The 26,969-nt window shown below is 66.3% G+C and carries 23 protein-coding genes and 1 tRNA gene; 12 read left to right on the top strand and 12 right to left on the bottom strand.

Going from position 1 to position 26,969, the window contains the following annotated elements; translation table 11 throughout:
• Positions 1-6: 6 nt before the first annotated feature.
• The 3 genes from H7V21_RS02670 to H7V21_RS02660 all read left to right on the top strand — a co-directional run bounded on the left by H7V21_RS02670 (position 7) and on the right by H7V21_RS02660 (position 5,398).
• Positions 7-1,077 (top strand): acyl-CoA dehydrogenase family protein, encoded by a 1,071-nt coding sequence (locus tag H7V21_RS02670; protein WP_188055093.1) that lies wholly within the window; start codon positions 7-9, stop codon positions 1,075-1,077.
• Between the two features lie 224 nt (positions 1,078-1,301).
• Positions 1,302-4,031, top strand: coding sequence for a TonB-dependent receptor (locus H7V21_RS02665; protein ID WP_262503976.1), 2,730 nt, complete (start codon positions 1,302-1,304; stop codon positions 4,029-4,031).
• Positions 4,032-4,093: 62 nt separating this feature from the next.
• Positions 4,094-5,398, top strand: a complete 1,305-nt coding sequence (locus tag H7V21_RS02660; protein WP_188055092.1) for a spinster family MFS transporter — start codon at positions 4,094-4,096, stop codon at positions 5,396-5,398.
• A 79-nt stretch (positions 5,399-5,477) separates the two neighbouring features.
• Here the strand turns inward: H7V21_RS02660 and H7V21_RS02655 are convergent, their stop codons facing one another.
• Complete coding sequence (locus tag H7V21_RS02655) at positions 5,478-6,737, bottom strand: TetR/AcrR family transcriptional regulator (protein WP_188055091.1); 1,260 nt, start codon at positions 6,735-6,737, stop codon at positions 5,478-5,480.
• Between the two features lie 178 nt (positions 6,738-6,915).
• Between H7V21_RS02655 and H7V21_RS02650 the strand changes: the two genes are divergently transcribed.
• Genes H7V21_RS02650 through H7V21_RS02630 form a run of 5 tightly spaced genes read left to right on the top strand, consistent with a single transcriptional unit; the run spans position 6,916 to position 12,369 of the window.
• Positions 6,916-8,199: an acyl-CoA dehydrogenase family protein gene (locus tag H7V21_RS02650; RefSeq protein WP_188055090.1), complete on the top strand. Its 1,284-nt coding sequence runs from the start codon at positions 6,916-6,918 to the stop codon at positions 8,197-8,199.
• Between the two features lie 25 nt (positions 8,200-8,224).
• Positions 8,225-9,310, top strand: coding sequence for a Zn-dependent alcohol dehydrogenase (locus tag H7V21_RS02645; RefSeq protein ID WP_188055089.1), 1,086 nt, complete (start codon positions 8,225-8,227; stop codon positions 9,308-9,310).
• Positions 9,307-10,350, top strand: a complete 1,044-nt coding sequence (locus H7V21_RS02640) for a phosphotransferase family protein (RefSeq protein ID WP_188055088.1) — start codon at positions 9,307-9,309, stop codon at positions 10,348-10,350. The genes H7V21_RS02645 and H7V21_RS02640 overlap by 4 nt, the downstream gene beginning before the upstream one ends.
• Positions 10,351-10,380: 30 nt before the next feature.
• A complete protein-coding gene (locus H7V21_RS02635) occupies positions 10,381-11,178 on the top strand; it encodes an SDR family NAD(P)-dependent oxidoreductase (protein WP_188055087.1) in 798 nt (265 codons plus the stop codon).
• Positions 11,179-11,223: 45 nt separating this feature from the next.
• Positions 11,224-12,369, top strand: coding sequence for a TonB family protein (locus H7V21_RS02630; protein ID WP_188055086.1), 1,146 nt, complete (start codon positions 11,224-11,226; stop codon positions 12,367-12,369).
• A 5-nt stretch (positions 12,370-12,374) separates the two neighbouring features.
• Here the strand turns inward: H7V21_RS02630 and H7V21_RS02625 are convergent, their stop codons facing one another.
• The 5 genes from H7V21_RS02625 to H7V21_RS02605 form a co-directional block, all read right to left on the bottom strand.
• Entirely contained in the window at positions 12,375-13,253 is an 879-nt protein-coding gene (locus tag H7V21_RS02625; RefSeq protein ID WP_188055085.1) for an acyl-CoA thioesterase, read from the bottom strand.
• Positions 13,254-13,290: 37 nt separating this feature from the next.
• A complete protein-coding gene (locus H7V21_RS02620) occupies positions 13,291-14,418 on the bottom strand; it encodes an acyl-CoA dehydrogenase family protein (protein ID WP_188055084.1) in 1,128 nt (375 codons plus the stop codon).
• A gap of 75 nt (positions 14,419-14,493) precedes the next feature.
• On the bottom strand, positions 14,494-15,678 hold the full coding sequence (locus H7V21_RS02615; RefSeq protein WP_188055083.1) for an acyl-CoA dehydrogenase family protein: 1,185 nt from the start codon (positions 15,676-15,678) through the stop codon (positions 14,494-14,496).
• 149 nt (positions 15,679-15,827) lie between these two features.
• The gene (locus H7V21_RS02610; RefSeq protein ID WP_188055082.1) at positions 15,828-17,852 is read right to left on the bottom strand and encodes a 3-hydroxyacyl-CoA dehydrogenase NAD-binding domain-containing protein; all 2,025 of its coding nucleotides are present in this window, start codon (positions 17,850-17,852) and stop codon (positions 15,828-15,830) included.
• 35 nt (positions 17,853-17,887) lie between these two features.
• Complete coding sequence (locus H7V21_RS02605; RefSeq protein ID WP_188055081.1) at positions 17,888-19,108, bottom strand: serine hydrolase domain-containing protein; 1,221 nt, start codon at positions 19,106-19,108, stop codon at positions 17,888-17,890.
• 214 nt (positions 19,109-19,322) lie between these two features.
• On the opposite strand from H7V21_RS02605, the gene H7V21_RS02600 reads away from it, so the two are divergent.
• Positions 19,323-21,029, top strand: coding sequence for a class I adenylate-forming enzyme family protein (locus tag H7V21_RS02600; RefSeq protein ID WP_188056308.1), 1,707 nt, complete (start codon positions 19,323-19,325; stop codon positions 21,027-21,029).
• A gap of 68 nt (positions 21,030-21,097) precedes the next feature.
• Here H7V21_RS02600 and H7V21_RS02595 read toward each other — a convergent pair whose 3' ends face one another.
• Together H7V21_RS02595 and H7V21_RS02590 are read right to left on the bottom strand one after the other, a co-directional pair.
• Positions 21,098-21,949: an EcsC family protein gene (locus H7V21_RS02595; RefSeq protein ID WP_188055080.1), complete on the bottom strand. Its 852-nt coding sequence runs from the start codon at positions 21,947-21,949 to the stop codon at positions 21,098-21,100.
• On the bottom strand, positions 21,946-23,415 hold the full coding sequence (locus tag H7V21_RS02590) for an FGGY family carbohydrate kinase (RefSeq protein ID WP_188055079.1): 1,470 nt from the start codon (positions 23,413-23,415) through the stop codon (positions 21,946-21,948). Before H7V21_RS02590 ends, H7V21_RS02595 begins: the two co-directional genes overlap by 4 nt.
• Before the next feature lie 103 nt (positions 23,416-23,518).
• Between H7V21_RS02590 and H7V21_RS02585 the strand changes: the two genes are divergently transcribed.
• From H7V21_RS02585 to H7V21_RS02575, 3 genes are all read left to right on the top strand, one after another.
• Positions 23,519-24,739, top strand: coding sequence for an AI-2E family transporter (locus tag H7V21_RS02585; RefSeq protein WP_188056307.1), 1,221 nt, complete (start codon positions 23,519-23,521; stop codon positions 24,737-24,739).
• Positions 24,740-24,782: 43 nt separating this feature from the next.
• Positions 24,783-24,859 (top strand) — tRNA-Asp (locus tag H7V21_RS02580).
• A 120-nt stretch (positions 24,860-24,979) separates the two neighbouring features.
• On the top strand, positions 24,980-25,342 hold the full coding sequence (locus H7V21_RS02575) for a PRC-barrel domain-containing protein (RefSeq protein WP_188055078.1): 363 nt from the start codon (positions 24,980-24,982) through the stop codon (positions 25,340-25,342).
• A 46-nt stretch (positions 25,343-25,388) separates the two neighbouring features.
• Here the strand turns inward: H7V21_RS02575 and H7V21_RS02570 are convergent, their stop codons facing one another.
• The 4 genes from H7V21_RS02570 to H7V21_RS02555 all read right to left on the bottom strand — a co-directional run bounded on the left by H7V21_RS02570 (position 25,389) and on the right by H7V21_RS02555 (position 26,867).
• The gene (locus tag H7V21_RS02570; RefSeq protein WP_188055077.1) at positions 25,389-25,610 is read right to left on the bottom strand and encodes a DUF2842 domain-containing protein; all 222 of its coding nucleotides are present in this window, start codon (positions 25,608-25,610) and stop codon (positions 25,389-25,391) included.
• Positions 25,607-26,146, bottom strand: a complete 540-nt coding sequence (locus H7V21_RS02565; protein WP_188055076.1) for a 5-formyltetrahydrofolate cyclo-ligase — start codon at positions 26,144-26,146, stop codon at positions 25,607-25,609. The genes H7V21_RS02570 and H7V21_RS02565 overlap by 4 nt, the downstream gene beginning before the upstream one ends.
• Before the next feature lie 200 nt (positions 26,147-26,346).
• Positions 26,347-26,649 (bottom strand): cell division protein ZapA, encoded by a 303-nt coding sequence (locus tag H7V21_RS02560; RefSeq protein ID WP_188055075.1) that lies wholly within the window; start codon positions 26,647-26,649, stop codon positions 26,347-26,349.
• Positions 26,649-26,867 carry a hypothetical protein gene (locus H7V21_RS02555; RefSeq protein ID WP_188055074.1) on the bottom strand — a complete coding sequence of 73 codons (219 nt, stop codon included), beginning with the start codon at positions 26,865-26,867 and terminating at the stop codon, positions 26,649-26,651. The genes H7V21_RS02560 and H7V21_RS02555 overlap by 1 nt, the downstream gene beginning before the upstream one ends.
• Positions 26,868-26,969 lie beyond the last annotated feature (102 nt).

Here is a 26,969-nt window from a genome sequence, read left to right as displayed (position 1 = left end):
GAGGAAATGGCGGTACTCACCGAAGAACAGACGATGCTCCGCGATATGGCGCGCGAGTGGGTGGACAATGAAGCGCCGGTCACGGCCTTTCGCCGAATGCGTGATGCGGCGCCTGCCGAACGCTACGATAGCGGCGCCTGGCGCGCACAGGCCGAGATGGGCTGGCCCGGAATCCTCGTTCCCGAGGCGCTGGGCGGCGTGGGAATGGGCTATGTCTCGCTCGGACTGGTGCTCGAACAACTGGGCCGAAATCTGACGGCATCGCCACTGGCGGCGACCGCTGCTGCCACGAGCGCGATCCTGATCGGCGGATCGGAGGCGCAGCAAACGGAGTGGCTGCCGCGGATCGCTGCAGGAGAGGTGGTGGCGACGCTCGCAATCGACGAAGAGCCGCGTTTCGCGCCGGATCGCATCACCACCGAAGCCGCCGGCGGGCGTGTGACCGGCACCAAGGAGTTCGTTGCCGAGGGCGACGGCGCCGCGCTGTTCGTGGTTGCGACCACCGACGGGCTCTGGCTTGTGCCTGAGGGCGAAGGCGTCACGCGTTCCGCTCGGCAAATGGTGGACTCGCGCAGCCATGCGCAGGTTCGATTCGATGGCGCGGCGGGCGAGCGGCTTGCCGGTTCCGATGAGTTGCCGACGCGGGTTACCGATCGCGCAGCGGCGGCGACCTGTGCCGAAATGCTCGGCATGGCCGAGGCCGCTTTCGAAAAGACCAACGAGTATCTCAAGACCCGCGTCCAGTTCGGCCAGCCGCTGTCGACCTTCCAGGCGTTGCAGCATCGCATGGCGAAGCAGTTCACCGAGCTCGAACTGACGCGCTCAGTGGTCGAGGCGGCACTCGAGGCGATCGAGGCGGATCGGCCCGACGTGCCGCAGGCAGTGAGTCTCGCCAAGGCAGTCGCGGGCGAGACGCTTCACCTCATCAGTCGCGAAACGGTCCAGCTCCACGGCGGGATCGGAATGACCGACGAGCATGACGCCGGCTTCTATCTCAAGCGCGCCCGTGTGCTCGAGGCGCAATGGGGCAATGCCGCCTGGCACCGCGAGCGGTTCGCACGCCTCAACGGCTATTGAGTGCGGCTGCGCGTCGCCATGCGCGGCCCGCGACGGGGCGGGACGTTTCGAACAATCGTTCGGGAAATCGTTGCCCCTGCCGCGACTATGGCATTTGAGCAACACCGACGTATCCGTAGCGGTATGCAACGGTTGTTCCGCTTGACGCGCAGGGCATAAGCGAGTGTAGTTTCGAGGATAGGGTATGGAGCCGCCAAGTGCTCCGGCCAAGTGGGAGAGGATAGATGATGCGTTTTCGTCTCATGGCGGCGTGCGCCGTTCCGGCGCTGACGGTCGCGCTGGCGGCTCCGGCCTCCGCGCAGTCCGCGGCAAATGACGACCCGACTGCCATCGCGCAGGCGGCTGTCGATCAGGATACTGCGGATGCGCCGCAGCGCGCGCCCGTGATTCAGGATGGTGACATCGTCGTCACCGCACAGGGCCGCGCCCAGGTGCTTGCCGACGTGCCGCTTGCGATCTCGGCCGTCTCCGGGGAGGCGCTCGAACTGACCGGCGCCAACGACATCCGCCAGCTCAATCAGGTCGCGCCGTCGCTGCTGGTGTCGAACACCGGCAGCGAGGCGAACAGCTCGGCTCGCATTCGCGGCGTCGGCACGGTGGGGGACAATCCCGGTCTCGAGAGCTCGGTCGCAACCTTCATCGACGGCGTCTATCGTTCGCGCACCGGCGTGGGTCTCAACGAACTCGGCGAGATCGAGCGGATCGAGGTGTTGCGCGGTCCGCAGGGCACGCTGTTCGGCCGCAACGCGTCCGCGGGCCTGCTGAACATCGTGACCAAGGGACCCGAATTCGATTTCGGCGGCACCGCTGAAATCACCTACGGCAACTATGATTATTGGCGCCTCGGCGCCTCGGTGACCGGGCCGGTCGCCGACAGCCTCGCGCTGCGCCTCGACGGCATCTATGTGCAGCGCGACGGTTTCTTCGAAGACGTGAACACCGGCTATCAGGTCAATGACCGCGACCGCTATCTCCTGCGGGCGCAGGCGCTGTACGAGCCGACGGTCGATCTCTCGGTCCGCGTGATCGGCGATTACAGCCGCCGCGAGGAGGCGTGCTGCGCCGCCGTCTATGCGACGCCCGAGATCGCACCGGCCAACCGGGGGCTGATCGATCCGTCGAACCCCATCATCCCGGTACTGATCGGTGTCGGCGATACGACCTTCGACGGCTATTTCCCGGCGTTCGGCGATCCCTACAGTCGCCGTATCGCAGTCTCGCCGAACCGCAGCTACGATGGCGAGACCGAGGATTACGGCGGCTCGGTTCAGGTCGACTGGAATCTGGGCGGCGTCGACCTGACGTCGATCACTGCCTACCGCGGCTATACCAACTATCAGGCGGCGGACGCCGATTATGGTCTCGCCGACATCCTGTTCTTCGGCCCGGACAGCGGTCGTGAGTTCCGGACTTTCTCGCAGGAGCTGCGCTTCCAGGGGACGGCGTTCGACGGCGTGCTCGACTGGCTCGTCGGCGGCTATTACGCGAACGAGGATCTCGAAACGCGCAGCGAGCTGCAGTTCGGCAACGATTATGGCGCCTTCGCCTCGTGCCGCCTGCTCGCCTCGATCAGCCCGGCACTGCCGCGCAACCCCGATCAGGCAGGCTGCCTCGCCGGACCCGGCGGCGCGATCACCGCCGGCGCGCTTGCAGGGATCTTCCCCGACATTCCGGGCCCAACGGTGGGCGCCGCACCCTTCGTCGAGGCGCTCCGTCTGCTCAGCACGGTCAACGGCGTCGGCGACGATACGGCTAACTTCAACCAGAACAGCGAGAATTTCGCGTTCTTCACGCACAATATCATCCATCTGACCGATCGGCTCGATCTGACGCTGGGACTTCGTTACACGAACGAAACCAAGCGGATGGACGCCAACTTCAACAATACCAATACCATCTGTCCGCAAATGCAGGCGCTGCTGCTTCCCTATCTCACGGGGGGTGCATCGACGACCGTTCCGACGTCGCTCACCGGCGGAGCGATCTCGCTCGCCTGCCAGGGCAATTCGACTGCCGAGCTCAACGGGCTCACGCTCGAGGACGAGCGCAACGAGGACAAGATCACCGGTACGGCCGTGCTCTCGTACAAGCCGACCGACGATTTGCTGGTCTATGCGAGCTATTCGCGCGGCTATAAGGCGGGCGGTTTCAACCTCGATCGTTCGGCGCTGAAATCGCCGATCCTGCCGTTCTCGCTGGCGGGTGGCGCCTCGCTGGTGAGCAATCTGCAGTTCGATGAGGAGACGGTCGACGCCTATGAGATCGGCGCCAAGTACAGCACCGGTCCGTTCAGCCTGAATCTTGCCGCGTTCCGCCAGGAGTTCAGCAACTTCCAGCTGAACACCTTCAACGGCACCGTCTATCTGGTCCAGAACATCAACGGCTGCGGCAGCAATCTGGGCACCGGCGGCACCTGCGATCCGGACGATATCACCCCCGGTGTCATCTCGCAGGGCGTCGAGCTGGAGGCGACGCTGGTGCCGATCCGCGATGTGCGGTTCAGCCTGGGCGCGACCTACGCCGACACGCGCTATGCGGACCGGCTGGTCGGTTCGGACGAGGGCGATCCGCTCGATCCGGCGCTCGCGCTGCTTCCGGGTGACAATCTCTCGAATGCGCCGGAGATCGTCGTCACCAGCTCGTTCGCCTATACGCCGGAGCTCGGCAATTCCGGCTTGAGCGGGTTGTTCTACATCGATGCGCGCCTCGCCGACGACTACAACACCGGTTCGGACCTGGTTCCGCAGAAGGAGCAGGACAGCTTCGCGGTGGTGAACGGCCGCATCGGCGTGCGCGCCGATAATTGGTCGCTCGAGGTCTGGGGTCAGAACCTGTTCGACGTCGGCTATACGCAGGTCGGGTTCAGCTCGCCTTTCCAGGCGCCGGCGCAAATCTATTCGGCCTATCTCGCCGAACCGCGGACATACGGCATCACGCTGCGCGGCAACTTCTGATCTGAATGGGGCGGGCCGGTGGTCCGCCCCTGTTTTTTCTCAAATAGCGAGCGCATCCGCCCATGGCCGACTCCGCTGCCGCTGCCGCGGTTCACAGTGCCGCCGACGCACTTGCGCTCAAGCGGCGGACGCTCACGCTCACGCTGCTCACGCTCACCTATTTCTTCAGCTATATGGATCGCCAGATCCTGGCGATCCTCCAGGAGCTGATCAAGGCGGACCTGCAACTCAGCGACACCCAGCTGGGCCTGCTCGGCGGATTCGCCTTCGCTGTTTTCTACGCGACACTGGGAATTCCCGCCGCCCGGCTCGCCGACCGCGGCAATCGCAAGCGGCTCGTCGCGATCGCGCTCGCGCTGTGGAGCGCGATGACGGCGATGGCCGGTCTCGCGCAGAACTTCCTGCAACTGCTGCTTGCCCGTATCGGCGTCGGGATCGGCGAGGCGGGATCCTCGCCGCCTAGCCATTCGATGATCGCCGATCTCTATCCGCCCGAAAAACGCGCCGGGGCGATGGCGGTCTATTCCCTGGGCGTGGTGCTGGGCGCCGCCTTCGGGACGATCATCGGCGGAACCGTGGCGAATTATTTCGGCTGGCGCGCGGCGATGTTCGCGGTCGGCTTGCCGGGACTGGTGCTGGCGGTTCTCGTCTGGCTGTTCGTGGTCGAGCCGCGCCGGGGCTTGTCGGACGCTGCCCGTGCGGCCGAGCAGCACGACGCGATTCCACCGCTGGGGGTGGGCTTCGCTTCGCTGTGGCGCAATCCGGCCGCGCGGCATCTGGTGGCGGCAGTCACGCTGACGTCGATGATCGGCTATGGGCTCACTCATTGGGGGCCGAGCTTCATGATCCGCACGCTCGGAGTGGACATTCTCACGATTTCGCTCATCGTCGCGCCGATCGGCGGCATTTGCGGCACGATCTCGGCAGTGGGCGGCGGCAAGCTCGCCGACCGGTTGGCCGGACGGCACGGACTCCACGCCCAGAGCTGGATGGTCGCGGTGCTGAAGATCGTCGCGCTGCCGTTCGCGCTCGCTTTTTATCTCGTGCCGATCCCGGCGGTAGCGATCGGCCTCTATTTCGTCGCCGTGCTGTTCCAGAACAGCTATCTCGGCCCCACCTTCGCGCTCATTCAGGGGCTCGCGCCGGTTCGGCTGCGCGCCTTGTGGGCGGCGATCACATTGCTCGTCATCAACCTGATCGGACTGGGTCTCGGGCCCACGCTGATCGGCGTGATCAGCGATTCGCTCCGGCCGTCGCTCGGCGAGGCGGAGGCACTGCGCTGGGCGATGTTCGTGTTCGGCGCGATCACGCCCTGGGCGATCTTCCACTATTGGCGCGCCGGCGTTCTGCTCAAGCGCGCAGCCTGACCCCTCCGCGAGCCGCGTGTCCCGCACGGCGGATCGAGGGGGTAAGGAACAAGGCGTTCTATGATCCCGCTGCGTGCCGCTATGTGCTGACTGCGCTCTCCGTCAGCACTCGATCATCGAACAATCCGAACGCGAGCGTCGATGCGTAAAAGGCGACCGCGCGTTCGCGGGGCATGGTGCTTGCCCATTTGCGCATGTCGAATGCGGCGTTCTGCAGGGCCATCAGCCCCTGGCTCGCGACGAGCGGGTCGATCGGCCGAATTGATCCTTCGGCGATGCCGTCGGAGATCATGCCGGCAAAGCGCCGCGCGATCCGGTTCGAACGGTCGATCATCGTCGACCGGACGTGCGGCGGCAGGCCCGACAGGGCCGTCGTTCGAAGCAACGGACCGCGTTCGGAGAACTGCACGTCGAGCAGCGTCGCAATGACGCTGGCAAGCCGATGCCACTGGCTGCCGGCCGCCAGCTCGGCCAGCCGCTGCGCGTCGGCGAGAATGTCGAAGCTGCGCTTGTAGCAGGCGATCACCAGATCGTCCTTGGCATCAAGGTGGTGATAGAAGCTGCCCTTGGTGACATTCAGCTCGGAAGCGATCTTCTGAACCGATGCGCCGCGGTACCCCAGTTCGTTGATCAGCCGCGTCGCCGCCAGCAGGAACGCCTCGCGCCCCGGCTCGGGCTCGGCGGATTCCAGATCGAGAAGTTCGGGTTGCCACTCCTGGTCCGGAGCGGCGATGCCGTGGCGGAGCACCTCCATCATCCGCGCCTCGAGCCGCGGGTATTCGTCGATTTCGTACCGCACCAGCCAAGCGGGCAGCCAGAAGGTGTTCTCCAGCAGCACATGCGCGCGGGCGCCGTGCAGGTCGGTCTCGGCGCGGTTTTCGGCGGGTCCCCAGAGCGCCCGCGTCTTTCGGAACACGTTGCGCCAGCCGGCAAGCAGCTCGTGCTTCACCGGGCCTTCCATCGCGCGCAGGTCCGACAGAATCGCGAAGTCTTGTTCCTCTCCCCGGCGGATGCGCGCGAGGCGCTCCATGTTGCTCGCGAGATAGCGGGCGACGCGCGCTTCGGGCGTGGTCTCCTCGTGCGCCGCATCGAGCATCGCTTCCAGCCGTTCGAGCGTCTGCTCGAAACAGGCGGCGGCGAGATCTTCCTTGCGCCTGAAGTAATAGGTCACGCTGGTGGTGTTGAGACCCACTCGTCGCGCGACATCGGCGAAGGTCATGCCCTTCGCACTTTGCTGGTTGATGGCTTCGGCGGCGGCGGCGAGAATGGCATCCCGCTTTGCCTGAAACCGCTTCGTGCCCTGTTCCGCTCCCCCGCGGATTGCTTCCGGCGCATTCATCGCGTCAGCTTACTGCATTTGCTCCGAAGCCAAAGATGTTTTTTGGAGGTTCGGGACGGGCGGAGGCGGGTATAATTTCCCGCATTGATCCGGATCGGTCCCCTTTACCGAATATCGGGTACGGTCTAAGCCGACAGGGAAGAGAGAGGGGCGCGAGCCGCCCGGAGAGGAGAGTGCCATGGATTTCACGCTCAGCGAGCGCGAGACCTACTTCCGCGACCGCGTCCGCGCCTTCATCGACGAGAATATCCGACCGCGCGACGCCGATTATCGCGCGCAGGTCTCGGAAGGGGACCGCTGGAAGGTGGTCCCGGTCATCGAGGAGATGAAGAAGAAGGCCAAGGCCGAGGGCCTTTGGAACTTCTTCATGCCCCCGCATTCGGGCCAGAAGCACGTCGACGAGAGCTTCGAATTCGAAGGCACGCAGCTGACCAACCTCGAATATGCCCTGTGCGCCGAGGAGATGGGCCGGCTGGGTTGGGCTTCCGAGGTCTTCAACTGCTCCGCGCCGGATACCGGCAACATGGAAGTATTCCACCGCTACGGAACCCGCGAGCAGAAGGAGCAGTGGCTCCGTCCGCTGATGAACGGCGAAATCCGCTCCGCGTTTCTGATGACCGAGCCGGCCGTCGCCTCGTCCGACGCGACCAACATCGAAACGCGGATCGAGCGCGATGGCGACCATTATGTCATCAATGGTCGCAAATGGTGGTCTTCGGGCGCGGGCGATCCGCGCTGCAAGATCGCGATCGTGATGGGTAAGACCGATCCGAACGCTTCGCGCCATGCGCAACAGAGCATGATCCTGGTTCCCCTCGATGCTCCCGGCGTGAAGATCGAGCGGATGCTGACGGTCTTCGGATATGACCATGCGCCGCACGGCCATGCCGAGATCGTGCTCGAGAACGTCCGTGTACCGGCCGAAAACATGCTGCTTGGCGAGGGCAGGGGGTTCGAGATCGCGCAGGGGCGCCTCGGGCCGGGCCGCATCCACCATTGCATGCGCACCATCGGCGTCGCCGAGGAGGCGATCGCGGCGATGGGCCGCCGTCTCGTCAGCCGCGTGGCCTTCGGCAAGCGGCTGTCGGACCAGTCGGTCTGGGAACAGCGGATCGCGCGCGCGCGGATCGACATCGAAATGACTCGGCTGCTGTGCCTGAAGGCGGCCGACATGATGGACAAGGCCGGCAACAAGGCCGCGCATCTGGAAATCTCGATGATCAAGGTTCAGGCGCCCCAGATGGCGCTCTCGATCATCGACGACGCGATCCAGGCGCATGGCGGCGCCGGCGTTTCGGGCGATTTCGCGCTCGCCAGCGCCTGGGGAAACATACGCACGTTGCGCCTGGCCGACGGGCCCGACGAAGTCCACAACCGCACCATCGCCCGGCACGAATTCGGCAAACATGCAGAGTTCAAGGCCGATCGCCCGTCCAGCGGAGACGTCGGAGCAACGCGCTGAGCGCCGCGAGAACGAGAGGATGAGAGTGAAAGCAGCCGTACTCCACGAGGCGAAGCAGCCGCTTCAGATCGAAGAGGTCCAGGTATCCAGGCCCGGTCCGCGCGAAGTGCTGATCCGCACACGCGCGGTCGGCGTCTGTCGTTCCGACCTCCATTTCGTCGACGGCGCCTTTCCGCACCCGGTGCCGACGGTGCCGGGGCATGAGGCAGCGGGCGTGGTCGAGGCGGTCGGCAGCGATGTCGCGCATTTGAAGCCGGGCGATCACGTCATCACCTTCTTCACCGTCTTCTGCGGTTCGTGCGAGATGTGCGTCACCGGCCGGGTTTCGCTGTGCATCGATCCGTCGACGCGGCGGGCGCCCGATCAGGAGGCCCGGCTCAGCCTCGCGGACGGAACGCCGCTCGCGCCGTTCCTCAATCTGTCGGCGTTCGCCGAGATGATGCTGGTGCACGAGAATGCCTGCGTCGCGGTGTCGAAGGAGATGCCGTTCGATCGCGCCGCGCTGCTCGGCTGTGCGGTGATCACCGGCGCCGGATCGATCTTCAACGACTGCCAGCTGCGCCCCGGCGAGAGCGTCGCGGTGATCGGCGCGGGCGGCATCGGTCTCGCCGCGATCAACGCCGCGAAGATCGCGGGAGCGGGCATGATCCTCGCGATCGATCCGGTGGCGTCGAAGCGCGAGCTGGCGCTGAAGATGGGTGCCAGCCACGCGCTGGACGCGGCGGACGAGGGTCTCGCCAAGTCGGTTCTCAAGATGACGAACGGCGGCGTCCATTATGCGATCGAGGCGGTCGGCCGTCCGAACACCGCAGAGCTCGCCTGGACGATCCTGCGCCGCGGCGGCACCGCGACGGTGCTGGGGATGATCGCGCCCGGCAACAGCGTCAGCCTGCCCGGACCGACCTTCCTCACCGGCAAGAAGATCCAGGGATCGCTGCTCGGCTCCACGCGCTTTCCGATCGACATGCCGCGGCTCGTCCAGCTCTATCTCGATGGCAAGCTCGATCTCGACACGATGGTCGCCGAGCGGATCCGGCTCGAGGATGTCAACGATGCGCTCGACAAGCTGCGCCAGGGCGACAGCGTCCGTTCGGTGATCGAGTTCGCATGAGCGCGGAAATGGCTCCCGCCGACGATCTCGACGTCGCCCGCCTCTCCGAGTGGATGGCGGCGAACGTCGCCGGGTTCGAGGGGCCGCTTCGCTATGCGAAATTCGCCGGCGGCCAGAGCAATCCGACCTACCGTATCGATTCGCCGAGCGGCGCCTATGTGCTTCGGCGCAAGCCCTTCGGTCCGCTGCTGCCTTCGGCGCATGCTGTCGATCGCGAATACCGGCTGATCGCCGCGCTGCACCCCACGGGCTTTCCGGTCGCGCGACCCTATGGCCTGTGCGAGGACGATTCGGTGATCGGCTCGGCCTTCTACGTGATGGAGATGGTCGAGGGCCGCACGATCTGGGACGGCGGGATGCCCGACCTCTCCCCCGCCGAGCGGACGGCGCACTATCATGCGATGATTGACACGCTGGCGGCGCTCCACGCGGTCGATTATGAAGCGGTCGGGCTTGGCGACTATGGCAAGCCGGGCAACTATTTCGAGCGGCAGGTCGCGCGCTGGTCGAAACAGTATCGCGCGAGCGAGACCGATCACATTCCCGAGATGGAAAAGCTGATCGCGTTTCTTCCCGCGACCGTGCCGGCGCAGACGCGCACCTCGATCGTCCATGGCGACTATCGCGTCGACAATATGATCTTCGCTCCCGAGGGCCCGGCTATTCTCGCGGTGCTCGACTGGGAGCTGTCGACGCTCGGCGATCCGCTGGCGGATTTCTCCTATTTCCTGATGAACTGGGAAACCGTGCCGAGCGGCCGCCGATCGGGGATCAAGGGGCTCACCGGCCCGGAGACCGGCATACCGACGCTCGAGGAGGCCGTGGCCCGCTATTGCGCCGCCACCGGCCGCGACGGCGTGCCCGACCTGAACTGGTACTTCTCCTACAATCTCTTCCGCCTCGCTGGGATCGTTCAGGGCATCAAGAAGCGAATGATCGACGGCAATGCGTCCAGCGCGAAGGCCGCCGAAACCGTCGCGGCGCTGCCCGGGCTGGTTGCGGCCAGCTGGGGCTTCGCACAGGCGGCGGGAGCTTCCTGAGCACGCGTGCATAGAAAGGGCGACGACTCGATGCGATTTCAGGGCAAGTCCATCGTCATCACCGGTGCGGGTTCGGGAATCGGCCGCGCCACCGCCAGCGCCTTCGCCGCCGAGGGCGGTCAGGTGGTTGCCGCCGATCGAAGCGACGCCGTTCACGCAACGGTAGAGGCGATTACGGCTGCGGGCGGAACCGCGCTTGGCGTCGAGATGGATGCGGGCAACGAAGACGATGTTGTTCGCCTCGTCGAAGTCGCGTGCACGCACTTCGGCGGAATCGACGTCTTCTATGCCAATGCCGGCATCTCCGGCGGCGCGAGCAGCGTGCTCGACGCCAGCGTCGAGCTGTGGACCGACGTGCTGCGCGTCAACCTGATCGGGCCGGCGCTGGCGATCAAGCATGCCGCGCCACGCATCGTCGAGCGCGGCGGCGGCGCGATCCTGTGCACCGCCAGTGTCGCGGGGCTTCGCTCCGGGGCGGGCGGGGCGCCCTATTCGGCGTCCAAGGCAGGCGTCATCAATCTGGTGCAGTCGGCGGCGCAGCAGCTGTCGGGATCGAATGTCCGCGTGAACGCGATCTGTCCGGGGTTGATCGAGACCGGGATGACTCAGCGCGTCTACGACTATGCGCGCGAGAAGGGAGTCGAGGACAAGATCGGCCGGCTCAACCCGATGCGGCGCGGCGGCCGCCCCGAGGAGATCGCGCAGGTCGCGCTTTTCCTCGCTTCGGACGCGGCCAGCTATGTGAACGGCCAAGCGCTCGCGGTCGATGGCGGGCTTTCCTCGAGCCATCCGGTGACGCGGCAGGAATATGGCAAACCGGCGGTCTGAACCGCTCGAATTCGATCTGTCACGATATCGGGTTAGTCAGCTTCCATGTTGATCCGCCGATTCGCTCCCGTTGCCACGCTGCTCGCTCTGGCGCTCCCCGCTCAGGCGCAGGAAACGCGCCCGGTGGCGGTGATCAGCGTTCCGGAGGTGCGCACGCCCGTCCGGCACCTCGTCACCTTTCAGCCGGGCGTTCCGACGTGCGAGGACGGCGATTTCGCCACTGCGAACATCGAGCAGCCGTTCGAAACCTCCACGCTGGCGCCGTCGGACGCGCAGGCGAGGCCGATCGAGCTGCGCTTCGGAATCGCCGCGAACGGCAGGCCGGTGGACATCCGGGTCGTCGAGCCTGAGGCGCCGCGGGCCGGCCATGTCGTCGTGCCGGCCGACGACGTAGTGCCATCCTTCGCCGCCTGGCAGTTCACCAGCGCCCAGCCGCACACTTCCTGCCGCATCCGGTTCGAGCCGGTGCTGGTCCCCTATGACGCCGCGCCGCCGGGGCTGATCGCGCGCTACCTCGTCGTGCCGCATCGCGCGCTTCCCGAGGATCGCCGGTTGTTCCAGCGGCTGCACGGCGAGGAAGCGACCTGCCTGGCCGTCGGTGCCGAGCCCCGCACGCGCGCCTATCCGCCGTTCAGCGAGCTGAACGAAAGCCCCGGCGGCTGGTCCTATGCGACGACTCGGTTCAGCATCGACGACTCGGGCCACCCCTATGACGTCACCGTGATTGCGTCCGATGCGAGCCCCGAGATGCAGGCGGCGTCGCGCGATGCGGTCGCACGCTCCCGTTTCGCGCCGCGCGCGGCGACGGGCTGCACCTATCCCTATTATCTGCTCGGCGAGGTCCTGCAAGCCCCGCCGCGGCCGGAGCTTGCCGCCTTCGAAGCACCCGAGGCGCGTTGCGAAGGCGGGACCGAATGGGCCCACCTGGGGCAACTCACCTTTCCCCGTGGGTTCCAGCGGCGGAAGATCGAGGGTTGGGCGTTGATGCGCTTCGATGTGACGCCCGAGGGGGTGCCAACCAACATCGAAGTGGTCCGCAGCGAGCCGGCGGCGGCATTCGGCGAGCAGGCAGTTCGGATCGTCCGGCAGGCGCGGCAGGCGCCCCAAGAGGAATCGAAAAGGGGCTGTCTCGATTTTGTGCGCTTCGTCATGCCGGACTCCCACGCGCAGGCGCTCGCCGACGAGGACTAAAGCCCTCAGCTCTTGAGCCGCATCAGCCCTTCCTGGCTGGCGCTCGCGACGAGCCGACCGCCGCGATCGAAGATGCGGCCGCGGTTGAAGCCGCGGGCATGGCCGGCCCACGGACTGTCGCACGAATAGAGCAACCATTCGTCGAAGCGGAACGGCTCGTGCAGCCACACGGCATGGTCGAGGCTTGCCGATTGGAGCTTGTTCGTCATCCAGGTGACGCCGTGCGGCAGCGTCGCAGTGCCGAGCAGCGTCATGTCGGTCGCATAGGCGAGCGCTGCGCGATGCACCGCCGGATCATCGGGGAGCGGTGCGACCGTGCGGAACCAGCAATGCTGTTCGGGCGGCTGCTTTTCCGGCCTCAGCCAGTTGCGCGGACTGCAGGGGCGCAACTCGATCGGGCGCGGGCGGAGGAAGAAAGCGCGAAACTTCTCTGGTATCTCGTCGACGAATTCGCGGCGAAGCGCGTCCTCCGAGCGGAGTTCCTCGGGTGGCGGGACGTCGGGCATCTCGTCCTGGTGGTGCAAACCCTCCTCGGCGCGCTGGAACGAGGCGGTCATGTTGAGGATCGGCACGCCGCCCTGCTGCGCGATCACGCGGCGATTGGCGAAGCTGCCGCCGTCGAAGTCCCGAACGACGCGATAGACGATCGGAAGATCCTCGCTGCCTGGCCGCATGAAATAGGCGTGCAGCGAATGGGCGACCTTGCCGTCCACCGAACGCTGCGCGGCCTGCAGCGCTTGGCCGATCACCTGGCCGCCGAACACGCGCCCGACCCCGCCGGGCTGGCGGCTGCCTCGATACAGGTCGGTATCGATCGTCTCGACGTCGAGCAGCGTGACGAGCTGCTCGACGAGTTCGTCTGGCGTTGATCCGCGTTCGGTCATTCAGCGATTCCGTTGGCGTGAGCGAAGGAGCGGTCGGTCAATATCCCGCCGCTGTCGCCAGTGCATTGGCATGGAAATTCGCATCGCCAAACATTTCCGCGAGCACGCGCGCACGTTTCATGAAGAAGCCGATGTCATATTCGTCGGTCATGCCGATGCCGCCGTGGAGCTGTACGCCCTCCTGTACCGCCAGGGTCGTGGCAAGGCCGGTCATCGCCTTGGCGACATGCACGGCCTCGGCGGCGCGCGGATCGCCTGCGTCGAGCAGCTGCTGGGCCTTCAGCACCGCGGCCCGCGCGACTTCCATCTCGGAATAGAGATGGGCGGCGCGATGCTGCAGCGCCTGGAAGCTGCCGATGGTGACTCCGAACTGCTTGCGTTCCTTGAGATAGGCGACGGTGCTGTCCATCGCGCCGCCGCCGACGCCGAGCAGCTCGGCCGAGGCGCCGGTGCGGCCCGCGTTCAGCAGCGCCGTGAGCGGGCCCGCGCCCTGATCGACTTCGCCGATCACTGCGTCGGCGTCGACCTCGACTCCCTCAAACCGCATGCGCGCGGCGAGGCTGGTGTCGGCCAGCCGCTCGGCTTCGGCCGACAGTCCCGCAGCATCCTTCGGAACCGCGAACAGCGTGATTCCCTGCGCCTCGTCCGGGGCCCCCGCAGTGCGGGCGGCGACGAGGATCAGATCCGCGACATGGCCGTGCGCGACGAACTGCTTGGCGCCGCTCAGCCTGAAACCGTTGCCCGAGCGCTCCGCGGTCAGGGCGATGCGGCCATTGTGCTTGGCGGTTTCGTCAATCGCGAGGGCGGCCACCGTGTCCCCCGCGGCGATGCCGGGAAACCACTGGGCCGCGGCCGCCGTGCCCTTCAGTGCCGAAACCGCTGCGACCGAGGTGGCCAGGAACGGCGAAGGCGAAAGATTGCGGCCGATCTCCTCGAGCACCACGCCCGCCTCGACATGGCCGAGCCCGAGGCCGCCGTCGGCTTCCGGGATCAGCATGCCGGTGAAGCCCATTTCGGCGAAAGCCTTCCAATGGTCGCGCGAAAAGCCGGTCGCGTCCTTCGCGTCGCGCAGCGCGCGCAGATGGCTGACCGGCATCTGCTCGGCGACATAGTCGTGCGCGGTGTCGCGGAGCATCGTCTGTTCATCGGTGAGATAGAGGGGCATGTCGGTTCTCTCGTCATCCGGCATCGGCCGGGATGTGCACGAAAGGCCCCGGCGCCGGCCGAGGCCACGGATGCGTCAGGCGCTCGGCAGGTCGAGGATGCGCTTGGCGATGATGTTGAGCTGGATCTCGCTCGTCCCGCCCTCGATCGAGTTGCCCTTGGAGCGCAGCCAGGCGCGCGCCGCCGCACCGTTGTTCGATCGTTCGCTTTCCCATTCCAGCGCGTCCGATCCGCCGGCGGCGACAATCAGCTCGTTGCGCGCCTTGTTCAGCTCGGTCCCGTAATATTTCATCATGCTGGGCTGGGCGGGATGCGCGCGGCCGGCCTTGAGTTCGTCGATGAACCGCTCGGACATCGCCGCGAAGGCACGGGCACGCACGTCGAAAGTCGCGATCTGCGCACGCAGCAGCGGATCGGCGAGGCGACCGTCGGCGTCGAGTCCGACGGTGGCGATCGCCATGTCCAGCAGCGGATTACCGCCCGCTCCGCCGAGGCCCATGCCCGAGATCATCTCGCGCTCGTGCCCGAGCAGATATTTGGCGACGTCCCAGCCCTTGTTCTCCTCGTAGATGCGATTGGTCTTGGGGACGCGCACATTGTCGAGGAAGGTTTCGCAGAACGGCGAATAGCCCGAGATCAGCAGGATCGGCTTGGTCGAGACGCCGGGCGTCTCCATGTCAAACAGGACGAAGCTGATCCCGCCCTGCTTGGACTCCTTCGACGTGCGGACGAGGCAGAACATCCAGTCCGCCTTGTCGGCATAGCTGGTCCACACCTTCTGGCCGTTGACGATATAATGGTCGCCATCGTCCTCTGCCCAGGTCTGGAGCCCGGCGAGGTCGGAGCCGGCATTGGGCTCCGAATAGCCCTGGCACCAGCGGATCTCGCCGCGCGCGATCTTCGGCAGATGCTCCTTCTTCTGCTCTTCGGTGCCGTACTTCAGCAGCGCCGGGCCGAGCATCGAAATGCCGAAGCTGTTGAGCGGATTGCGGCAGCCCAGCCGCGCCATCTCTTCCTTCAGGATCTTGGTCTGTGCCGGGGAAAGCCCGCCGCCGCCATATTCGGTCGGCCAGTCGGGCACGGTCCAGCCGCGCGACGCCATCGCGTCCATCCATTCCTTTTGGCCCGGCTTATACTCGGGATTGCGTCCGCCCCAGTTGATGTCCTTGTCCGAACGCACCGGCTCGCGCATCTCGGGCGGGCAGTTCGCCTCCAGCCAGGCGCGGGTTTCCGCGCGGAAGGTGTCGAGGTCTTCGGTCATCGCTTCATCCTCTCCAAAAGCGCCCGTTTGTCCCGAGCGAAGTCGAGGGACGTGCCGCAGGCGGCGCATCAGGGGTCTCGACTTCGCTCGACACGAACCGTTGTGGGCGGCCGCTCAGCAGTAGCGGGAGCGGCCGCTTCCTCTCAGGTTCAGTTGAACCGCTCGCCCTTTTCGGCCTTTTCCTTCAGCAGCGGCGCGACGTCGAAGCCGTGCTTTTCGAGACCCTCGACGATCGTCTTGAGGCCCACGGTGTCCGCCCAGAACATCGGGCCGCCGCGATAGACCGGCCAGCCATAGCCATAGATCCACACAACATCGATGTCGGACGCGCGCTGCGCCTTGCCCTCGGCAAGGATCTTCGCGCCTTCGTTCACCATGGTGTAGAGCGTGCGTTCGATGATCTCCTGATCGGTGATCTCGTGCTGCTCGGCGCCCGACTTCTTGCGGAAATCCTCGATGATCTCGGCGACGCGCGGGGAAGGCGAGGGCTGGCGCTTCTCGTCATAGTCGTAGAAGCCCGCGCCCTTCTTCTGGCCCCAGCGGTCCTCGGCGCAAAGCGCGTCGCGGATGCTTTCGATCCGGCTCGGGTCGCGGTGCCAGCCGATGTCGACGCCGGCGAGGTCGCTCATCTGGAACGGGCCCATCGGCATGCCGAACTCGACATGCACCTTGTCGACCTGGCTCGGCGTGGCGCCTTCCATCAGCAATTTCTGCGCCTCCAGCTGGCGCGGGATCAGCATGCGATTGCCGATGAAGCCGTAGCAGACGCCCGCGACGACCGCGACTTTCCGAATCTTCTTCGATAGCGCCATGACGGTCGCCAGCACGTCCTTGTCGGTCTTGTCGCCGCGCACGACCTCGAGCAGTTTCATGACGTTCGCGGGCGAGAAGAAGTGCATGCCGACCACGTCGCCCGGCCGGCTGGTCGACGCCGCGATCTCGTTGATGTCGAGATAGCTGGTGTTCGACGCGAGGATAGCGCCCGGCTTGGCGATCTTGTCGAGCTTGCCGAACACGTCCTTCTTGACGTCCATCGACTCATACACCGCTTCGATGATGAGGTCGCAGTCGCCAAGGTCATCCATCGACAGCGTGGAGGTCAGCAGCCCCATCGCCTGCTCGACCTGATCCTGGGTGATGCGGCCCTTCTTGGCGGTATTCTCGTAATTCTTGCGCATCGTCGCGACGCCGCGGTCGAGCGCATCCTGCTGCATCTCGACGATCGTCACGGGGATACCGGCCGACAGGAAGTTCATGCTGATGCCGCCACCCATCGTGCCGGCGCCGATCACGCCGACCTTCTTCACGTCGCGCAGCTGGATGTCATCGGGCACGTCGTCGATCTTCGACGCCTTGCGCTCGGCAAAGAAGATGTGCCGCTGCGCCGCCGACTGGGTACCCATCATCAGCTTCATGAAGCCGTTGCGCTCGCGCTGCACGCCTTCGGAATAGGGCTTGGAGATCGTCTCTTCGATCACGTCGATGATCTCGGCGGGGGCATCGAAGCCGCGGAAGCGCTTCGCATTCTTTTCGCGGAACGCCTGGAAGACGCCCGGGTCGGCGGCGACGCTCTTCTCGCTCGCGCGGGGCAGCGGGCGCTTGTCGGCCACGTCGCGCGCGAAGGCGACCGCGTCGGCGACCAGGTTGTCCTCGCCGGCCAGCGCATCGACCAGGTCGGCCTCCTTGGCCTTGCCGGCAGAGATCGGGTCGCCCTTGGCGGTCATCTCCAGCGCCAGCTCGACACCGGCCACGCGCGGCAGCCGCTGCGTGCCGCCGGCACCGGGCAGCAGGCCCAGCTTCACTTCGGGCAGGCCGATCTTGGCGGACGGTACCGCGACACGATAATGGCAGGCCAGCGCCACTTCGCAGCCGCCACCCAGCGCAGTTCCGTGGATCGCCGCCACGACCGGCTTGTCCGACGCCTCGATCATGTCGACGAGGGCGGGCAGCAGCGGTTCGACCGGTGGCTTGGTGAATTCGGTGATGTCGGCGCCCGCGAAGAAGGTGCGCCCCTCGCAGCGGATCACGACCGCCTTGATGCCGTCGTCGCCCTTCGCTTCCTCGAGGCCCGCCTGCAGCCCCTGGCGAACGGCCGCGCCCAGTGCATTGACCGGGGGGTTGTTCGAAATGATGACGAGGACGTCGCCCTGGCGTTCGGTGGTGACTATGGACATTCGATCGTCTCCTGTTCGTCTGCTGGCGCGGCCGCTCAGTTGAGCGCCGCGTAGATCATCGTCTTGAGCTCGCGCCGGATGGGATAGGCCATCGAGGGGCTCAGCTGGGTCATGAACACCATATGGATGTGCTCGACCGGATCGACAAAGAAAGCGGTCGAGAACATGCCGCCCCAATAATATTCGCCGGCCGATCCGGGCATCATCGATCGCGCCACGTCGGTGGTCACGGCGAAGCCGAGGCCGAAACCGGCGCCCCCGTTCGTCGATTCGCTGAACAGCGAGCGCGACATGCTGGCCAGATCGGATTGGCCCGGCAGGTGGTTCATCGTCATCAGCTCGAGCGTCTTGCGGCCGATGATCCGCACCCCGTCGAGCGTGCCGCCGTTCTCGCACATCCGGCAGAAGCGATGATAGTCGAGCGCGGTGGAAACCAGGCCGCCGCCGCCCGACCGGAGCTTCGGCGGCTGCGCCCATGCCGAAGATGCGCCGCGATCATACATCACTCGGCCTTCGCCGGGCTGAAGCGTGTAGCAGTCGGTCAACCGCTCGGCCTTTTCGGGCGGCACATGGAAGCCGGTGTCGGCCATTCCCAGCGGCGCGAAGATGCGCTCCTCGAAGAGCCGGTCGAGGGGCTGACCTGAAACCCGCTCGATCACCGCGCCGAGCACGTCGGTGGAGACCGAGTAATTCCAGGCACTGCCCGGCGAAAACTCCAGCGGGAGCTTGCCGAGCGCCGCGACGAATCCGTCGAGGTCGAGATTGCCGTGCCAGCTCTCGATCCTTCCTTCGCGATAGGCCGCGTCGATGTTGCCGCGATTCTGGAAGCCATAGGTCAGGCCGGACGTGTGGCGCAGCAGGTCGACCATCCGCATCGGCTCTGCGGTCGGGCGGGTGATGAAGGGCACGCCGGCCCCGCCGCCGTCATAGACGCCGAGGCCGCGGAATTCGGGCAGGACGTGGTGCACCGGCGTGTCGAGCGCGACTCGCCCTTCCTCGACCAGCATCATGAAGGCGAGCGACGTGATCGGCTTGGTCATCGAGGCGATACGGAAGATCGAACGCTCGTCGATCGTGTCGCCGCCTTCGCGGGCAGCGCCCTGATGCGAGAAATGGACGATCTGGCCGCGATGCGCGATCAGCAGCTGAGCGTTCGGCAGGCGCCCTGAATCGAGATAGCGCTCGCGGACGAAGGCATCGATCCGCCCCAGCCGCTCCTGGTCGAACCGGTCTTCCATGCCTCTTCCCCCCGTCATGCCTTCTCCATACCCTGAATTCGAACGTTCCAGTTGGTGCCGGCTTGCGAACGCACAACCCCTATTGCCTTGAGTGCGTTTCGAATCAACACTAACCTCGTTTTGGAGCGCCGCTGGCGCCAAACCCGAAATTCAACACCGGCTCGAGCCGGATAGGAGAGAGAGCGCAGTGGCACCCGAACCGATCGTCCCAATCGATGCCGACTGGCCCCGCATGTCGCTCGGCGAGGTCCAGGCCGCGCTGACCGCGCCGGGCCAACGCTTCGAGATGGAGACCATCGACATCCGTGGCGTCCCCACGCGTGTCTGGAAGAACGCGCCGCCCTCGCTGCGGATCCTGGCCCAGCTCGTGCGGGGCCACGGCGATCGGGTGTTCACCGTCTATGAGGACGAGCGCGTCACCTATGAGGCGAATTGGCGCGCCGTAGCCAATCTGGCGAACTGGCTGCACGATCAGGGCGTCCGCAAGGGAGACCGGGTCGCGCTCGCGATGCGCAACCTTCCCGAATGGCCGGCAATCTTCTTCGCCGTGGTCAGCATCGGGGCGGTGGTCGTGCCGCTCAACGCGTGGTGGACCGGCGGCGAGCTGGAATATGGTCTCGCCGATTCCGGTGCGAAGATCGCCTTCCTCGACGGTCAGCGGTACGAGCGGCTGCTGCCGCACTTCGGCGATCTGCCGGCGCTCGAACGAGTCGTCGTCACGCGCGGCCGCGATCCCATCGAGGACTCCCGGGTAAGCCGGCTCGAAGTGCTGATCGGCACGCGTTCCGACTGGGCGAAGCTGCCCGACGTGCCGCTGCCCGACGTCGAGGTTCATCCGGACGACGATGCGACCATTTTCTACACCAGCGGCACGACCGGCAATCCCAAGGGTGCGCTGGGCACCCACCGCAACATCTGCACCAACATCCTGTCGAGCGGCTATACCGCCGCGCGCGCGATGCTCCGGCGCGGTGAGGTGCCGCCGGCCGCACCCGAGCCCAAGGTATCGCTGCTGGTCATCCCGCTGTTCCACGTCACCGCGTGCAGCGCGGCGCTGATGGCCGGAATCGTCTCCGGTTCTACGGTCATCTTCATGCGCAAATGGGATCCGGTGAGCGCGATGGAGATCATCCAGCGCGAGAAGGTGCAGTTCACCGGCGGCGTCCCGACGATCGCCTGGCAGCTGCTCGAACATCCCGAGCGCGCCAACTACGATCTCTCCTCGCTCGACACCATCTCCTATGGCGGCGCGCCGTCGGCCCCCGAACTGGTGAAGCGGATCTATCAGGAATTCGGCGCGCTCCCGGGCAATGGCTGGGGGATGACCGAGACCATGGCCACGGTCACGCAGCACTCGGCCGAGGATTATCTCACCCGCCCGAACAGCTGCGGCCCGGCGGTCGCGGTCGCCGACCTGAAGATCATGGCGCCCGACGGCAGTCGCGAGCTTCCCGTCGGCGAAGTCGGTGAGCTCTGGGCGAAGGGGCCGATGGTCGTGAAGGGCTATTGGAACAAGCCCGAAGCGACTGCCGAGACGTTCGTCGACGGCTGGGTCCGGACCGGCGACCTCGCGCGGCTCGACGAAGAAGGCTTCTGCTTCATCGTCGATCGCGCCAAGGACATCATCATCCGGGGAGGCGAGAACATCTACTCGTCCGAAGTCGAGGATGTGCTCTATGCGCACCCGGCGGTAACCGATTGCGCGCTGATCGGCATTCCCCACAAGACGCTGGGGGAGGAGCCGGCTGCGGTGGTGCATCTCGCGCCGGGGATGCAGGCGACCGAGGCGGAGCTTCAGCAATGGGTTCGCGATCGCCTTGCGGCGTTCAAGACGCCGGTGGCGATCCGCTTCGTCAAGGACGTGCTGCCGCGCAATGCCAACGGCAAGATCCTGAAGAAGGACCTGAAGCTGCTTTTTTCGGAAGAAGCGGCTGCCTGATGCCGAGCGCCGCTCCGCCTGCCGGAGCGGACAGCGGAGACCTCCGGTGCTGAAGCAACGCGGCGGCGTCAGTCGGCTGGCGCCGCCGGCGGATGGCCCGGTGATGCGCGGCCGCGTTTCGCGCGCACGATCCGGTCGAAACAGGCCCGGACCTGCTCCGGTGCGTGCCGTTGCTCGATGGCGCGCAACCGGAAATGAACATGCGCCATGCGCTGATAATAGCGCGTAAAGGCGGGATTGATCGCCGCGCCGGCCGCTGCACCGAGCAGCGGCGTGGCTTGCGCGAGCAGTTTCTCCGAAACGACGATGCCCAGCCGTGGCGCGACGATCCGAATGATGTCGACGGCCGCCTTGCCGGTGAGCGCAAGCCGTACCGCTAGCAAACTCGCATCCTGTTCGTCGTCCTCGGGCAAAGGTCCTCCCAGCGCGAACACGGCGACACATTGCCTGCGCACATCGTCGGCGGCGGGATCTTCGCCATATTCGGCCGCGATCTGCTGGATCGACCGCAGGATCAGCGTGATCGTGACCGGCAGGTCGGCGAGCGTCGTCGGCAGGCCGCCGAGACCGCCCAGAGCGCCGGTGGCGGCAGTCGCATAGCGGTGCCAGCGCTCGCCCGTGGTCCAGCGCAGCGGAGCCGTGCCTCGAAGCCTGGCGTCCCGCCGCGGCTGGGTCGCGGCGGCACCCTCCCATGCGATTTGCAGCGCCGTCTCTGCCGCTCCATCGATTCGCGCGCGCCAGTCCTGCGGCAGACGATCAATCGCGCTGCCGACACTTTCGCCGAGTCGATTGACGAGCCGCATGAAGCCGTCGTTCGCACTCAGATAGAGCCGAGCGACTGCATCCAGTTCCTCGAGTTCGGCCGAGTCGAGCCCGCTGCAGCTGTTGCTTGCCCGCGCCTCGTCGAGCGGAGAGGTCATGGCTGGGCGTCAACGATGGCTGCTACGGCGCGGCGCCAGCCGGCGAGGCGCGCCTCGCGATCGTCGGATGTCAGCCTCGGTTCGAAATGCTCGACGCTGCCGCGCATCGCGCGCGCGTCCGCCAGATCGGCGAACATGCCGCTGCCGAGCCCCGCCAGCATCGCGGCGCCCAATGCAGTCGTCTCCGCGAAGCGCGGCCGCTCGACCGGAATGTCGAGGACATCGGCCATGTCCTGCGCGATCCAGTCGTTCGTCACCATTCCGCCGTCGATGCGCAGCCGCTCCCAATCCGCACCATCGGCGGCGAATGCGGTCTTGAGATCCTGCGTCTGCAGCGCCTGCGCCTCGAGCGCCGCACGCACGATGTGCGCCCGCGAAGTGGCGAAGCTCAGGCCCGAGATCGCCGCACGCGCCTCCGGCTCCCACCAAGGTGCGCCCAGACCTGAAAGCGCGGGGACGAGATAGGTGCCGCCATTGTCGTCGACCGAGCCCGCGAGCGCCTCGGTCTCCTCCGCGTTTTCGATCAGTCCCAGCGAGTCGCGCAGCCACTGCACCAGGCTCCCGGCGACGAACACAGCGCCCTCCAGCGCATAGACGCGCCGCCCGCCGAGCTGCCACAGCACCGTCGCCAGCAGCCGGTTTTTAGATGCCGGCGGCGTGGTGCCCGCGTTGGCCAGGATGAATGCGCCGGTGCCAAAGGTGCCCTTGGCCTCACCCCGTGCGAAGCAGCATTGGCCGATGCTGGCCGCCTGTTGGTCGCCGGCCATGCCGCAGATCGGGATTTCGCCGCCGAACAGCCGCGTCACGCCGAAGCGCCCGGCCGAGTCGACGATCTCGGGGAGGCTGCCGCGCGGCGCGCCGAACAGGTCGATCAGCCCGTCGTCCCAGCTCCCCGAGCCAAGCCCCATCAACAAGGTGCGCGATGCATTGGTCGCGTCGGTAATGTGGAGCCCGCCGGTCAGCTTCCACACCAGCCAGCTTTCGACCGTTCCGATCGCCAGCCGGTCGCCGGCTTCGGCGAGTTGCGGCCAATGCTCGAGCGCCCAGCCGATCTTGGTGCCGGAGAAATAGGGATCGAGCAGCAGTCCGGTGCGCGCCTGCACCGCGCCTTCCTCCCCGCGCTCCTTGAGCGCGCGGCACATTGCCGCCGTGCGCCGGTCCTGCCAGACGATCGCGGGCGCCAGCGGCTCGCCGGTGGCACGATCCCAGAACACCACTGTCTCGCGCTGATTGGCGATGCCGATCGCCGCGATTCGAGTGGCGCCGCCCGCAGCTTCGACCATCGCTTGTGCGCATTCGAGCGAATGCCGCCAGATCTCGTTCGCATCATGCTCGACGAGGCCGGGCCCGGGATACTGCTGTGTCAGCGCGGCCGAGTGACTGCCGCGACAGCTTCCGTCGGGCGCGAACAGCATCGCGCGCGTCGAGGTGGTGCCTTCGTCGATGACCAGCAGCAATTCGCCCATGGCGGCGACGCTAGCCGGGATTACAACCGCTGCAAACCGCGCTAGAGGATGGAACGAACAGGGGACGCGCGTGCACGGGGATCTCGACCAGAAAGCGGAAGAAATGATTGGCGAGGGACCGTCGGCTCCGCCGCCCGCTTCGCGCCCGCCGGATCCGCTTCCCGCGCCCGCAGCGCCTGCCGAGGGCAGCATCGAACTTCGCCGTGATCGGCTGCTCGCGGGGCTCACGCTGATGGCCGGCATCGGCCTGCTGCTCGCCACACCCTTCGCGTTGCGTGCCGGCGCCGAATTCTTCCTTCCGCTCACGGCGGCGCTGGTCGTGGCGATCGCACTCGTCCCACTGCTCGAATGGCTCGAGCATCATAGGATTCCCGGGCCGCTGGCGGCGCTGATGTGCGTGCTGATGTTTCTGATCGCCGCCAATGTCGCGCTGGCGCTGATCGTGGTGCCGGCGTGGCAGTGGCTCCGCCTGCTTCCCGATCGGGTGGGGCAGATCCAGGCGAATCTCGCGCCGGTGATCGAACTCTATTCGACGCTGCAGCGATTCGTCGACGAGACGCTGCGCAAGTTCGCCTCCGGCCCGATCGTTCAGCAGCCGGAGGCTGTCGCGGGGCCTCCGCCGCGGTCGTTGCTCGATCTGTTCACCACATCGGCTCCGCATGCGCTGGTGCAGATGTTCTTCGCCGTGCTGCTGATCTATTTCTTTCTCTCCGGCTGGACCCGGCTGCGGCGCCGCGCGATCACCAGCCGGACGAGCTTCGGCGGCGCGATGGCGACGGCGCGGGTGATTCAGGACGTCGTCGACGACACCTCGGCCTATCTGGGCACGATCACGCTCATTAATCTGACGCTGGGGCTGGTCGTGGCGGGCGCGCTGGCGCTGATCGGAATGCCCACGCCGCTGATGTGGGGCGGCATCACGGCGCTGCTCAACTATATTCCCTATTTCGGTCCCGTGCTGGCGGCGCTGCTGCTCGCCGTGGGCGGGCTGATGACCTTTTCCGACATGTGGCTTGCGCTGCTGCCGGCTGTGATCGTGATCGGCGCGCATCTGATCGAGGCGAATCTCATCACTCCGCTCGTGGTGGGGCATCGTCTCACGATCAGTCCGATCATGATTCTCATCTCGCTCAGCTTCTGGGGCTGGGTGTGGGGAACGCCCGGCGCGCTTCTCGCGGTGCCGCTCCTCATCATCATCCAGACCGTGCTCGATGCCTCGGGGAAGCCGGATATCGCCGGTTTCCTGTTCGAACACGGCACGCTGGTGGCGGATCGGAAGGCAGCGCGCAGCCGGCCGCCGGGAGGCGACGACCAATCGGGTTGACAGCCCTCCGGACGTCCCCTAACAGCCGCGCTCTCGCAAGAACGCGGGTGTAGCTCAGTTGGTTAGAGCGCCGGCCTGTCACGCCGGAGGTCGCGGGTTCGAGCCCCGTCACTCGCGCCATTTTCGGCGAATGTTCCCTCCTATTTTTTGCTGTTCTCGCAGGACCTGTCGCGTGCTCGCGCGTTCTGGTCGCAGCGTCGCGATTCTCGCGGCGCCGTGTATCGGAGTAGGAGGTTTTCCATGGATGTGGACACCCGCGAAACCAACCGCATCATCGCGTCCGACAAGGTAGAGGGCACCGCCGTCTACAATCCCGAAGGCGACCGGCTCGGCACGGTCGAGCGCTTCATGGTCGACAAGAAATCGGGACAGGCGGAATATGCCGTGATGTCGTTCGGCGGCCTGTTCGGAATCGGCGACCGGCATTACCCGTTGCCGTGGCAGGCGCTCACCTATGACATCGACAAGAACGGCTATGTCGTGAACGTCACCAAGGAGCAGCTTGAAGGCGCCCCGAACTACGAGCGCGGCGGCGACGAGCCGAACTACGATCGCGACTATGGCGAGCGCGTCTACACCTATTACGGCTATACCTATCTGTAATCTGTAAGGCGCCTGTGGCCGGAGGCATGCGCCTCCGGCCCGCGCTTCACCGCCGGAAGCGGCCGGTCTCCATCCAGCGCAGGACAGGCGCCGCCGGGAAGATCCAGGCGATCCCCAGCACCACATAGATCAGCATCTGCAGCGGCCACGGCAGCGCGCCGATTTCCGCCGAGAAGCTCGCCACGATCACGACCCATGCGAAGATGAGCAGCAGCACTGCGAGCATTCCCACGGGTTTGCGCCAGTTCGGTTCGACTTCCGTGCTCATGCTATCGAATTCCTGCCGATGAGACCCCGCTCGGTGATGACCGCATGGAGCGGCATGTCCCACGCTTCTCGCGGGACGTCGGGTAGTTGCTGGACCGACCAGGCGATTCCGATGCGCAGCGCGCGGTCGAACCGGGCGAAGGCGCGGTCGTAGAAGCCGCCGCCCTGTCCCAGCCGGTGCAGCGCATCGTCGAAACCGAGGAGTGGCGCAAGGATGATGTCCGGAGCGCGTTCCTCGGCCGTACTCGCCGGTTGCTCGATTCCGAACGCATTGGGCTCGAGCGGATCGCCCGGCGCCCAGGCGAGAAACCGCATCGGCTCGGCTAATGAGTCGACATGGGGAAGGGCCAGGCTGGCACCGAGCGCGCGGGCATGCTCCGCGATCTTCCGTGGCTCGGCTTCGAAGCGGGTCGGCAGGTAGCTCGCTACGATCGTGCCCGGAGCGATGTGCCGTTCGAGCAGCTCGGGAAATTCGATCGGCGGCACTCCGCCCGCAAGCACGAAATCGCGTCGCAGCGCGCGCAGTCGCTTGCGCATCGCGTGTTTGGCGTCGCGTGGTGTCACGGGTGGCGGGACCACCCTGGCCGGTTGCTTGAATATCCTCTGACGCCAGTAACGTCAGGTGGGCGCCGTGTACGTCGGACCAGGATCCGGGCAGGGACAGCTCCCATGGATGGTTCTATCGCCTCAGGGATAATCGCTAAAGCTCGCACCGGGCAGTACCCGCCGCACCCAATCTAGGATGCCGGGGCGTCCTCCTCAAGTGCCGCGGCAACGGCTTCGAGCCGATCGGCGACGCGATCGAGCAGCACCGGCGAAACGCCCCCGGGCGGATTGCGCTCGGCCTCGTCGATCAGGTCGGCGAGAATGAGCGCGAGATAGAGCAGGGTCCGTTCGCCGCTGAGTCCTCCGGAGGCGCGCTGCGCGGTCGGCGCGTGGCGGGCGAGCACTTCCTCCAGCTGTCGCAGATGGGGTTCCTCGCCGTCCCGGCAGGAGACGGTGTAGCTGCGACCGGCGATGCTGACCTGGACTTCGGCCATCAGTCGGCTTCGCCGCCGCTGGTGCCGTTCTCGCGCGCGATCAACGCGTCGAGCGACGCGATCGCTTCCTCGATCCGGCTGCGGAGCGCGTCGTGGCGTCGCGCCAGCCGCTCCGCTGCGAAGGCGCGGCTCGCCGCGGCGGCTTCGATCCGCGCGACCGCGCGCTCGATGCGATCGACCGCGGGGGAGACTTGGGAGGGAGAGGGCGGTTCCGCCATCGGGTCGCGATAGCATGGCGATAGCGCGCGGCAAGCCCCCTCGCGTCCAATGGACCTCCCCGCCGGTTGACGGGCGCGCGCGCGGGTTCCAAAGGCCTGTTC

It is taken from the genome of Sphingosinithalassobacter sp. CS137, from assembly GCF_014334115.1.
GTDB lineage: Bacteria > Pseudomonadota > Alphaproteobacteria > Sphingomonadales > Sphingomonadaceae > Sphingomonas.
Note: the sequence above shows the minus strand (reverse complement) of the source record. Positions and strands in the feature narration are given on the sequence as shown.

Coding starts and splice junctions, on each gene's coding strand:
- H7V21_RS02670 (WP_188055093.1), top strand. CDS start 7: ATGGCGGTACTCACCGAAGAACAGACGATGCTCCGCGATATGGCGCGC.
- H7V21_RS02665 (WP_262503976.1), top strand. CDS start 1,302: ATGATGCGTTTTCGTCTCATGGCGGCGTGCGCCGTTCCGGCGCTGACG.
- H7V21_RS02660 (WP_188055092.1), top strand. CDS start 4,094: ATGGCCGACTCCGCTGCCGCTGCCGCGGTTCACAGTGCCGCCGACGCA.
- H7V21_RS02655 (WP_188055091.1), bottom strand. CDS start 6,737: ATGAATGCGCCGGAAGCAATCCGCGGGGGAGCGGAACAGGGCACGAAG.
- H7V21_RS02650 (WP_188055090.1), top strand. CDS start 6,916: ATGGATTTCACGCTCAGCGAGCGCGAGACCTACTTCCGCGACCGCGTC.
- H7V21_RS02640 (WP_188055088.1), top strand. CDS start 9,307: ATGAGCGCGGAAATGGCTCCCGCCGACGATCTCGACGTCGCCCGCCTC.
- H7V21_RS02635 (WP_188055087.1), top strand. CDS start 10,381: ATGCGATTTCAGGGCAAGTCCATCGTCATCACCGGTGCGGGTTCGGGA.
- H7V21_RS02630 (WP_188055086.1), top strand. CDS start 11,224: ATGTTGATCCGCCGATTCGCTCCCGTTGCCACGCTGCTCGCTCTGGCG.
- H7V21_RS02625 (WP_188055085.1), bottom strand. CDS start 13,253: ATGACCGAACGCGGATCAACGCCAGACGAACTCGTCGAGCAGCTCGTC.
- H7V21_RS02620 (WP_188055084.1), bottom strand. CDS start 14,418: ATGCCCCTCTATCTCACCGATGAACAGACGATGCTCCGCGACACCGCG.
- H7V21_RS02615 (WP_188055083.1), bottom strand. CDS start 15,678: ATGACCGAAGACCTCGACACCTTCCGCGCGGAAACCCGCGCCTGGCTG.
- H7V21_RS02610 (WP_188055082.1), bottom strand. CDS start 17,852: ATGTCCATAGTCACCACCGAACGCCAGGGCGACGTCCTCGTCATCATT.
- H7V21_RS02605 (WP_188055081.1), bottom strand. CDS start 19,108: ATGACGGGGGGAAGAGGCATGGAAGACCGGTTCGACCAGGAGCGGCTG.
- H7V21_RS02600 (WP_188056308.1), top strand. CDS start 19,323: ATGTCGCTCGGCGAGGTCCAGGCCGCGCTGACCGCGCCGGGCCAACGC.
- H7V21_RS02595 (WP_188055080.1), bottom strand. CDS start 21,949: ATGACCTCTCCGCTCGACGAGGCGCGGGCAAGCAACAGCTGCAGCGGG.
- H7V21_RS02590 (WP_188055079.1), bottom strand. CDS start 23,415: ATGGGCGAATTGCTGCTGGTCATCGACGAAGGCACCACCTCGACGCGC.
- H7V21_RS02585 (WP_188056307.1), top strand. CDS start 23,519: ATGATTGGCGAGGGACCGTCGGCTCCGCCGCCCGCTTCGCGCCCGCCG.
- H7V21_RS02575 (WP_188055078.1), top strand. CDS start 24,980: ATGGATGTGGACACCCGCGAAACCAACCGCATCATCGCGTCCGACAAG.
- H7V21_RS02570 (WP_188055077.1), bottom strand. CDS start 25,610: ATGAGCACGGAAGTCGAACCGAACTGGCGCAAACCCGTGGGAATGCTC.
- H7V21_RS02565 (WP_188055076.1), bottom strand. CDS start 26,146: ATGCGCAAGCGACTGCGCGCGCTGCGACGCGATTTCGTGCTTGCGGGC.
- H7V21_RS02560 (WP_188055075.1), bottom strand. CDS start 26,649: ATGGCCGAAGTCCAGGTCAGCATCGCCGGTCGCAGCTACACCGTCTCC.
- H7V21_RS02555 (WP_188055074.1), bottom strand. CDS start 26,867: ATGGCGGAACCGCCCTCTCCCTCCCAAGTCTCCCCCGCGGTCGATCGC.